Source organism: Kitasatospora sp. NPDC057518 (assembly GCF_042802075.1).
In the GTDB taxonomy this organism is placed as follows: Bacteria; Actinomycetota; Actinomycetes; order Streptomycetales; family Streptomycetaceae; genus Kitasatospora.
This window is the reverse complement of record NZ_JBHVEU010000346.1, coordinates 1-9,343: the sequence shown is the minus strand read 5'-3', so window position 1 is coordinate 9,343 and position 9,343 is coordinate 1. Positions and strand designations below refer to the sequence as shown.

The following is a 9,343-nucleotide window of genomic DNA, read 5'->3' as shown; positions in this document are numbered from 1 at the left end:
GGGGCTGCGAGAGCCCCCGGCCCGGCGGGAGGAGCCCGGCTGGTCAGGCCGGCTCCTCCTCGCGGAGCGCGACCTGGAGCAGCCTGGCCGGTCCGGAGCGCCGGACGAGGACGCCGCGGCCCGGGGGGCGCTGGGCCGCGCGCTGGTCGCCCAGCAGGACGCCCTCGCGCGGGTCGCCGGAGAGGATCAGGCCGCCCGTGCCCAGGTCCTTGAGCCGGGAGAGCAGCGGGTCGGACATCAGCGGGCGTCCGACCCCGGCCACCCGGCGGGCCAGCACCACGTGCAGGCCGATCTCACGGGCCTGGGTGACGTAGTCGGCGAGCCTGGCCAGCGGGGACTGGTGGCCGACCGCGACCAGGTCGTAGTCGTCCACCACCACGTACAGCTCGGGACCGTCCCACCAGTCCCGGGCGCGGAGCTGGGCGGCCGTGATGCCGGGCGGCGGCATCCGCTCGGCCAGCTTGGCGACCAGCTGGTCGACGTAGGCCTCGGCGGCGGCCGCGTCGCCCGCGTAGGCGCCGATGTAGTCCTCCGGCACCGCGTCCAGCAGGCTGCGCCGGTAGTCGATCACCATGAACCGGGACTCCCAGGCGGTGCTCCGGGCGGCCGTGGCGGCCATCCAGGTGCGCAGGAAGGCGGACTTGCCGCTGCCGGCGTCGCCGAACACCAGGAAGTGCGGGTCGCCCGGCCCCATCGCCAGGCCGACCGGCGCCAGGTCGCGCTCGCCGACGCCGATCGGCACCTCGTCCGCGGCGAAGCCGGCCGTCCCCGCGGGGTCGAGGTCCTCGAGCAGCACCCGGTCGGGCAGCATCAGCACCGGCAGGGCGCCGGCGCCCGGCCAGGAGGCGGCGATCTTGCCGAGCGCGTCCTCCTGGGCCTCGGCCAGGCCGTCGGTGCCCTCGCGGCCGTCCAGCCGGGGCAGCACGGCCTGGTACAGCACGCCGGGCGACACGATGCCGCGGCCCTGGATGTTGGGGACCTGCCGGCTCGCCTGGCGGCTGACCTCCGACTCGGTGGGCTCGTTCAGCCGCAGCTCCAGGCGCCCGGAGAAGCTGTCGCGCAGGTTCGGCCGGATGTCGGCCCAGCGGTTGGCGGTGACGATCACGTGCACGCCCACGCCCAGGCCGCGGGAGGCGATGTCCAGCACCGAGGCCTCGGCGCCCTCCAGTTCGGTGCGGATCGCGCCCCAGTTGTCCAGCAGCAGGAAGACGTCGGCGGCCCGGGTCCCGGCCGGCAGCCGGTCGGCCTTGCGCAGCGCCCGGAAGGCCGCCACCGAGTCGACGCCCAGCTCCCCGAAGAGCTGCTCGCGGGCGGCGACCAGGAGGCCGAGCTCGGCCAGCACCCGGCGGGCCCGCTGCTCGTCGCGGCGCCCGGCCACGGCGCCCACGTGCGGGGCGGCCTCCAGCGGGCCGAGGCTGCCGCCGCCGTAGTCCAGTCCGTAGAACTGCACCTCGTCGGGGGTGTGGGTGAGCATCGCGGACAGCACCGTGGTGCGCAGCAGGGTGCTCTTGCCGGTCTGCGGCGCGCCCACCAGGGCGAGGTTGCCGTGGACGCGTTCGAAGTCGAACTGGAGCGGCAGCTGCTGCTGCTGGAGGGGCAGGTCGAGCACGCCGACGGGGAAGGCGAGCCGGCCGGTGCCGGGCCACAGGCCGGCCTGGCGGCCGCGCCCCGGCTGCTCGGAGACCGGGCCGATCAGGCTGTCCAGCGGGATCGCGGCGGGCAGCGGGGCGAGCCAGACCTGGTGCACGGACTGCCCGAACCGGCAGACCTGGTCGACCGCCACCTCCATCTCGGTGGGGCCGGCGGGCAGGGCCGGCGGCTGGGACTCGGCGGGCTCCTCGGGCTCCTCCTGCGGCGCGGTGCGCAGTTCGAAGGGCACGACCGGGAGGCCGGCCGCGGCGCCGTCCTCGCCCGCGCCGGGCTCCTGGTACGGGCCGGAGATGTGGGCGACCCGGAAGCGCTGGTAGACCGACTCGTCCACCTTGAGGTAGGCGGAGCCGGGGATCGGGGGCAGCTGGTAGGCGTCGGGGGTGCCGATCACCGCGCGGCTCTCGGCGGCGCTGAAGGTGCGCAGGCAGACGCGGTACGACAGGTGCGACTCCAGGCCGCGCAGCCGGCCCTCCTCCAGCCGCTGGGTGGCCAGCAGCAGGTGCATGCCCAGGCTGCGGCCGACCCGGCCGATCTGGACGAACAGGTCGATGAAGTCGGAGCGCTGGGAGAGCAGTTCGCCGAACTCGTCGACCACGATCAGCAGGTAGGGCAGCGGTTCCAGCGGCTTGCCGTCCACGTCGCACTGCCCGGCCGCCTGGCGCAGCTGGTACTCGCGCAGCGAGTCGACGTTCCCGGCCGCGCGCAGCAGCCGCTGCCGGCGCTGCTGTTCGCCCTGGAGGGCGGCGCGGACCCGGTCCACCAGGGAGAGGTCGTCGGCGAGGTTGGTGATCAGGCCGGCCACGTGCGGCAGTCCGGTGACGCCGGCGAAGGTGGCGCCGCCCTTGAAGTCGACCAGCACCAGGCTGAGCAGCTCCGGGGAGTGGGTCATCGCCAGCCCGGTGACCATGGTGCGCAGCAGTTCGCTCTTGCCGGAGCCGGTGGCCCCGACGATCAGGCCGTGCGGGCCCATGCCGCCCTGGGCGGACTCCTTGAGGTCGAGCAGCACCGGGTCGCCCTCGCCGGACAGGCCGATCGGCAGGCGCAGCAGCCGCTCGTCGCCGGCCGGGATCCAGCTGACGGACGGGTCGAAGGCGGCCACGTCGGGGGTGCCGAGCATTTCGGGCAGGGTGATGGTGCGGGCCAGCAGCTGCTCGGGCTCCTCGGACAGGCTCAGCGGGGCCAGCGCCCGCGCGGTGAGCTCGCAGAGCTCCGGGGCGGGGGCGTCCGCGACGGCCCCCTCGACCCGGCTGTACAGCTCGGTGTTGCGGCCCTCCAGGACCAGCGAGCCGTCCTCGCCCACCCGGGCGCGCACCTCGGTGCGGGTGGGCTCGTCGCGCTCGGCGCCGACCAGGCAGATCACGGTGATGCCCAGGTCGGGCCCGGCCGATTCGAGCAGGGAGGTGGCCACCGGGCCGCGGGCCCAGGCGGCGGCCGGGTCGTACGGGTCGAGCAGGACGACGAGCCGTCGCATCACCGGGGCGGGGGCGCCCGCCAGGACGGGCCGGCGGGTGGTCCGCTCGGCCTGGGCGCGGGTGATCGCGCCCTCCAGGGCGTCGGCGAGCGCCTCGAACTCGGCGGCGACCAGCGGGACCACACCGGCCGGGCTCGGGGCGCCGGCCTCGTGGGTGTGCGGGAGCCACTTGGCCCACTCCCAGTCGGGGTCGCCGCCGGTGCAGACCACGACGGTGACGTCGTCGGGGGCGTGCAGCACCGCGAGCTGGCAGAGCAGCGAGCGGGCCAGCGCCCTGGTCCGGTCGGCGGGGCCGAGCAGGCTGAGCACGCCGGTCCTGACCAGGTCGACCAGGGCGGGCTGGCGGCCGACCGTACCGGCCTGGTCGACCACCCGCTGCGCGGCGGCGTGGGTCTGCTCGTCGTACTCCGCGAGCGGGTCGTTGCGGGTGCCGAGCTGGATCGGGGTGGCCAGCGGGCCCTGCCCCTGGCCCAGGCGCAGCTGCAGGAAGTCCTTGTCGGTGGCGCGCCGTTCCCAGACCCGGCGGCGGCGCTCGGCGAGCGCCCAGAGCCGCTCCGGCGAGGGGTGCAGCCAGCCGGCCGCCAGCCGCTGGCTGTCGGCGACCTGGCGGGCCGTCTTCTTGACGTCGGTCAGGTAGCGCAGGTAGCGCTCGCGCTGGCGGTCCTTGGTCTGACGGGTCGCGCTGCGCATCTGGTGGCGGACGGCGAGGGTGGCGGCGATCGAGATCAGCACGAAGCCGACGCCCAGCGCGATCAGCAGCGGGTTGCGGTACATCACCATGTAGGCGGCCATGCTGATGCTGCTCATCAGCGGCAGCAGCAGGGAGAGCCAGGTACTGGCCGAGGAGTTGGCGCCCTGCGGGGTCTGCGGCGGGGCGGGCAGCACCACGCGCTGGTCGGGCAGGGCCGGCGGCAGGGCGCGGGTGGGCCGGTGGAAGGGGATCCTGCTCACCTGGTTGTGCCTCTCGGTGCTCGACTGCGGCGGTGGTGCGGCGGGCCCTGGCGCGGGGGCGCGCCGGGGCCGGGGCGGGGGTCGGGCGGGTCAGAAGATCTCGGCGACCACGGTGTTGCTCTTGTCGTTGACGAGGTCCTTCGGCGGCGGGTTGTAGGCGTTCGGGTCGCCGGAGCCCGTCGAGGGGGCGCCGATGGCGGCGGTGAGCGGCGCGAAGAGCTTGGTGACGATGAAGTCCTCGGCGTGGTCGTAGTTGGCGGCCGCGCTGCCCACGGCGATCATCAGCCGCTGGAAGACCCCGTCCGCGCCGTCGGGCTTGGCCTTGGTCTTGGTCCCGACCAGTTCCGCCATGCAGGCGTTCCACTGGTCGAAGATCGCTTTGGCCTGGTCCGCGGTCTGTCCCGCCCAGCCCAGCTTGAGGTCGGCGAGGGTCTGCTCGATCGTGACCAGGCTGTCCAGGATGCTGTTCAGGGAGGTCTCGACGGTGGTCTTGGCGGCCGCCATCTCGTGCAGCGGGATGGTGAGCTTGACCGTGTCGTAGTCGGGCGTGGCCGGGGCGGGGGTGCCGGCGCCGGGGTCGACGCTCATCAGGCGCGGACGTTGTTGTAGTTGGCCAGTTCCATGTCGTGGTACATCCGGTAGGCCGACCGCATCCGCCTGGTCATCTCGTCGAGCAGGTTCTGCAGGTCGACCATGTCGTCCTTGTAGACCTTGGTGATGGCGGCGAAGGAGGTGCCGGCCGGGCCGATCCAGCCGGTCTCCAGGGGCGCCAGGGCCGTCGCGATCGCGTCGATCTCCCCCTTGATGTTCTCGCTCTCGGCGCCCAGCGTGCCGGACGCTTCGAGCAGTTGCTGCAGGTCGACCTTGAATTCCTGCAAGGTGTAGGCCACGGCAGGCGCTCCCCGGGGGCTCGTCGTTCGGCCGGTCCGCACCGGTCCGGCCCGGCCCGATCCGCGTACGGCTGGTCCACGTACGCACGTCGGCCCTGCGGAGTCTAGGCAGCGGCCGGACGGGCGGGACAGACCCGCTTTCTGTCCCCCCGGCGTCCCCGAACGGGGACCTCCCGCCCCGGGCGGCCGGTGGGCGAGGATGGCCCTGTTCACTGCCCGCTCCCTGCTCCGGAGGTCCGCGTGGTCGCCCCGATCAACTCCCCGATCTACGTCCCGTCGCCCGAGGACGGCGGCGGCGGAGACCCCAAGCCGGGCGGGGGCGCGGCCGACCCGACCCTGAAGATGCTGTGGGAGAACGGCTACGTCCCGGGCTTCAACGAGGGCTTCACGAACCCCGCCAACGCCCCGTCCGGGACCGGCCCGTCCGGGACCGCCCCCGCGCCGCCCGGCCACGCGTCCTTCTCGGTGGACCTGTCGACGGTCTACTCCGTCATCGTCAGCGGGGCGTCCACCACCTCCGGGGTGGTGGACGCCTACAACGCCCTGAAGGCCAAGGTGGACGCCGTGGTCGCCAGCGGCACCTTCTGGGGCCAGGAGTTCGCCCCCGTCGGGACCTGGTACGACAACTCGGGGATGGCCGGCGGGATGGGCCCGATCGCGCGGACGGGGCCCATCCCGGACAAGGGCGTCCAGAAGGCCGCCCAGAAGTTCGCGCCGATCATCAACCCCGAACTGCAGACGGCGCTGCGCCAGGTGGCCGACGCCGTCGAGATCTACGGCGTCTACCTGGCCCGGCTGGACCTGGCGGGCCAGGCCTACGCGTCCGCCGACCACGGGTCGATCCTCCCGGAGGTCGCGCCGAGGCCGACGGCCTGACCGGTCGCCGGCGCCGTGCCCCGGGGCGGGGAGCCCCGGGGCGCCGTGCGCCGGACCGCCGTGCCCCGGACCGCCGTACGTCAGACCGCCGTGCTCAGCTCCGGCAGGTCCTGCGGCAGGACGGTGGTCAGGTCCTCGGCCGTCGGGGCGTCGAGGTCGGCGATCCGCTGGGCGTGCCGCTCCGTGATCCACTGGAAGACCTGGCGGGCGGTACGGCCGTTGCCGAAGCCCTCGTCGCGCGGCAGCTCCGTGAAGTACCCGGCCAGCGCGGCCAGGGTCGGCTCCGGCAGGTCGTAGCGGTGCTGCTCGGCCTGGTGGGCGACGATGTCGACCAGCTCCGGGCCGAGGTAGTCGTCGAAGGTCAGCGTACGGGTGAACCGGGAGGCCAGGCCCGGGTTGGCGTCGATGAAGCGCTGCATGTCCCCGGGGTAGCCGGCCACGATCACCACGACCTCGTCGCGGTGGTCCTCCATCAGCTTGACCAGCGTCGAGATGGCCTCCTGGCCGAAGTCGCCGCCCTGGCCGTGCGGCACCAGCGCGTAGGCCTCGTCGATGAAGAGCACCCCGCCCAGCGCCCGGCGGAACACCGCCGTGGTCTTGGGCGCGGTGTGCCCGACGTACTCGCCGACCAGGTCGCCGCGGTCCGCCTCGACCAGGTGGCCGCTGGAGAGCATGCCCAGCGCGTGCAGGATCCGCCCGTACAGCCGGGCCACGGTGGTCTTGCCGGTGCCCGGGTTGCCCGCGAAGACCACGTGGCGGCTGGTGGGCGGCGGCGGCAGGCCCATCTCCTTGCGGCGCCGGACCAGTTGCATCAGCTTGACCATGGTCTCGACGTCGCGCTTGACCCGCTCCAGGCCGACCAGGCGGTGCAACTCCGCGAGCAGGGCCGCCAGTTCGGCCTCGGCGCGGTCCCGCTCCTCCGTCCCGTCCGCCTCGCCGTCGCCCGCCGGCGCGCCGGCCCCCGCCGTCGCCCCCGCCGTCGCTCCGGCCGTCGTTCCCGGCAGCGACCAGGGCCGGGCGATCCCGGCCGGGGTGCCCGGGGCGACCGGCTCGCCGACGGCCGGCAGGGTGGCCTGCTCGACCCGCTCCGTCCGGCAGTCCTCCAGCACGGCGGCGGCCCGCTCGGCCAGCGCGACGTCCTCGGCGGTGTCGTGGACGAGGCAGCGGCGCAGCACCGGATCGGCGCCCGCGCCGACGTACAGGGCCGGGTAGCCGGTCTCGGACAGCGCGCAGTCCTCCAGCAGGCCGTGCGCGCCCTCGTCCAGGTACAGGCCGTTCTTGGCGGTGCGCGCGATCGTACTGGCCCGCACCCGCGGGTCGGCGCCCGCCCGCACCACGATGCCGCTGCCCGCCGTGTCGGTGATCTCGCAGCCGTCCAGCACGGGGGTGCTCCGCTCGGCGGCGAGCAGGCCGGAGCCGCCGGTGTCGTGGATCCTGGTGCGGTTCAGCAGCACGCCGGTGCGCTCGCCGACCTCCACGCCCGCGCCCGCCGTGGCGGCGATCTCGCAGTCCTCCAGCAGCGGGCGGTGGCGGGTGTCCAGGCGTACGCCGATGCCGGTGGCCCGTACGGTGCAGCCGCGCAGCACCGCGTCGGCCCGCTCCTCCACCGAGACCCCGGCCATCCGGGCCTGCTCGACGGTGGTGCCCTCGGCGCTCAGCAGGGAGTTGCCGGTGACCCTGATGCCGTGCTCCGGCGTGCCGTGCAGGCGGCAGTCGGCCAGGTCGGCGGAGCCGCCCTCGCCCAGGTGCAGGCAGCTGAAGCCCGCGTCCGCCACCTCGCTGCCGCTCAGCGCCAGTTCGGCCTCGCCCGCCACGTACACGCCGTTGCCGGTGGCGCGCAGGAAGCCGCCGCCCTCGACCCGCGCCGAGGCGCTCTGGCCCAGGGCCAGCCCGGTGTCGCCGGTGTCGGTGGTGACGGTGTCGTACAGGCGCAGGCGGCTGCGGTCCACGGCCACGATCCCGGCGCCGCCGGTCCGCGCGACCCGGCAGTCCCGCAGCAGCACCCGGGCGTCCTCGTCGGCGAGGACGCCCACGGTGGCGGCGCCCGTGATCTCGCAGTCCGTCAGCACGGTACCGCCCTCGGCCGGCTCGGCCGACCCGGCCGCGAGCGGCTCGGGGGTGTCGGCCGAGACGTGCAGGCCCGCCGCGTGGTTGCCGTGCAGGCGGCAGGCGCGCAGCACCGGGGCCGCCGCGTCGGCCACCCGGACGGCCGCGCCACCGCTGCCGGTCACCTCGCAGCCCTCGAACGAGCCGCCGCCGGTGCCGCCGACGTACAGGCCCTGGGCGCTGCTCGGGCCGATCCTGGTGCTCCGCACCTCGGGGACGGCGCCCTCGGCGACCAGCAGCCCGACGCCCTCGGTGTCGGCCACCGCGCAGCCCTCGACCACGGCCCGGCTGTCCCCGCCCAGGCGCAGGCCGACGCCGACCGCCCCGCGGACGGCGCAGTCGCGCAGCACCGGCGCGGCCCGCCCGGCCACCTCGACCCGGCCGCCGACCACCTCGCAGTGCTCCAGCACGGGTGCGCCGCCGCCGATCAGCACGGCCGGCTCCCGCGGGTCGGCGCCGCGCAGCAGCAGCCCCCGCACGGTGGGGCTGCCGCCGGCCACGGTGAGCGCGGGCCCGCGCGCCGGGGCGATCGTGACCGTCCCCGGCCCCTCGGCCGCTTCCAGGCTGACCCCGCGCTCCAGCAGCACGCTCTCCGCGTACTCGCCCGGCATCACCGAGACGACCCCGCCGTCGGCGGCCGTGCGCACCGCCGCGCCGATGCTGCGCTGGACGCCCCAGCCCCGCTGGGCGACCTTGACCCACGTCTTGCTCATGCGCGCACCCCTTCGGGGCCTGGTACCACGGCGACCACAGGGCTCAATTGCAGGTCGCCCGCATCTGGGCGACCGCCAGGTGGGCGTTGGTCTTCGTCTTCCCGTGCCAGTCCAGGCCCCGGCTGTCCAGCTTGATCATCAGCACCCCGGTCGTGGTCTTGAACGTGCCGACGTCCTTCCACTCGCCGAGGTGGCCCCGCTGGTCGACGTCGAAGGCGTTCAGCATCCCGGAGGAGAGGCTGGACGACCCGTAGGCCTCGAAGTGCGCCGGCTCCCCGCCGACGTGCGTGATGTCGCCGTCCTTGGGCGTGTACACCTGGACCTGGCAGGTGGCCGTGCGCAGGCCCGCCGCGCCCGGGGAGAAGGTCCACAGGGCGTAGTTGCTCCGGTCGTCCTCCTTCGCGTCGCCCGACATCGGCATCGCGTCGAACTGGCCCTTGCAGCCGTCCTGCGCCCAGCCGGCGCTGCCCACGCTGACCCAGCCGGCGCTGCCGTTGGAGTACCGGCCGGCCTCGGAGAAGCCCTGGAGGCTGTTGGACGGGCAGCCGTAGCCGGCCACCGCCGTGTAGGCGGCGGACTTGGCCGCCGCCAGGTTGGGCGCCGGGACCGCCGGGGCCGGGGCCGCGGGGGCGGGAGCGGCCGGGGCGGGAGCCGCCGGCGCCGGGGCCGCCTGGTTGTTCCGGGGC

General features: G+C 75.2%; 6 protein-coding genes. 1 reads left to right on the top strand and 5 read right to left on the bottom strand.

Annotated elements, in window-relative coordinates; genetic code table 11:
- Nucleotides 1-43: 43 nt before the first annotated feature.
- The 3 genes from eccCa to ACFU7Z_RS28870 all read right to left on the bottom strand — a co-directional run bounded on the left by eccCa (nucleotide 44) and on the right by ACFU7Z_RS28870 (nucleotide 4,962).
- The gene (gene eccCa, locus ACFU7Z_RS28880; protein ID WP_380780633.1) at nucleotides 44-4,072 is read right to left on the bottom strand and encodes a type VII secretion protein EccCa; all 4,029 of its coding nucleotides are present in this window, start codon (nucleotides 4,070-4,072) and stop codon (nucleotides 44-46) included.
- 90 nt (nucleotides 4,073-4,162) lie between these two features.
- On the bottom strand, nucleotides 4,163-4,660 hold the full coding sequence (locus tag ACFU7Z_RS28875; RefSeq protein ID WP_380780631.1) for a WXG100 family type VII secretion target: 498 nt from the start codon (nucleotides 4,658-4,660) through the stop codon (nucleotides 4,163-4,165).
- Nucleotides 4,660-4,962 carry a WXG100 family type VII secretion target gene (locus tag ACFU7Z_RS28870; RefSeq protein ID WP_049655551.1) on the bottom strand — a complete coding sequence of 101 codons (303 nt, stop codon included), beginning with the start codon at nucleotides 4,960-4,962 and terminating at the stop codon, nucleotides 4,660-4,662. Before ACFU7Z_RS28870 ends, ACFU7Z_RS28875 begins: the two co-directional genes overlap by 1 nt.
- A 240-nt stretch (nucleotides 4,963-5,202) precedes the next feature.
- On the opposite strand from ACFU7Z_RS28870, the gene ACFU7Z_RS28865 reads away from it, so the two are divergent.
- Nucleotides 5,203-5,838, top strand: coding sequence for a hypothetical protein (locus ACFU7Z_RS28865; protein ID WP_375874425.1), 636 nt, complete (start codon nucleotides 5,203-5,205; stop codon nucleotides 5,836-5,838).
- An 80-nt stretch (nucleotides 5,839-5,918) separates the two neighbouring features.
- Here ACFU7Z_RS28865 and ACFU7Z_RS28860 read toward each other — a convergent pair whose 3' ends face one another.
- Both ACFU7Z_RS28860 and ACFU7Z_RS28855 read right to left on the bottom strand, forming a co-directional pair.
- Complete coding sequence (locus ACFU7Z_RS28860) at nucleotides 5,919-8,657, bottom strand: right-handed parallel beta-helix repeat-containing protein (protein WP_380780628.1); 2,739 nt, start codon at nucleotides 8,655-8,657, stop codon at nucleotides 5,919-5,921.
- Nucleotides 8,658-8,700: 43 nt separating this feature from the next.
- A partial coding sequence (locus tag ACFU7Z_RS28855) for a hypothetical protein (protein WP_380780626.1) occupies nucleotides 8,701-9,343 on the bottom strand: 643 nt, incomplete at its 5' end.

Bases quoted from the DNA above. Each gene is read 5' to 3' on its own strand.
- ACFU7Z_RS28875 (WP_380780631.1), bottom strand. From the start codon at position 4,660: ATGAGCGTCGACCCCGGCGCCGGCACCCCCGCCCCGGCCACGCCCGAC.
- ACFU7Z_RS28860 (WP_380780628.1), bottom strand. From the start codon at position 8,657: ATGAGCAAGACGTGGGTCAAGGTCGCCCAGCGGGGCTGGGGCGTCCAG.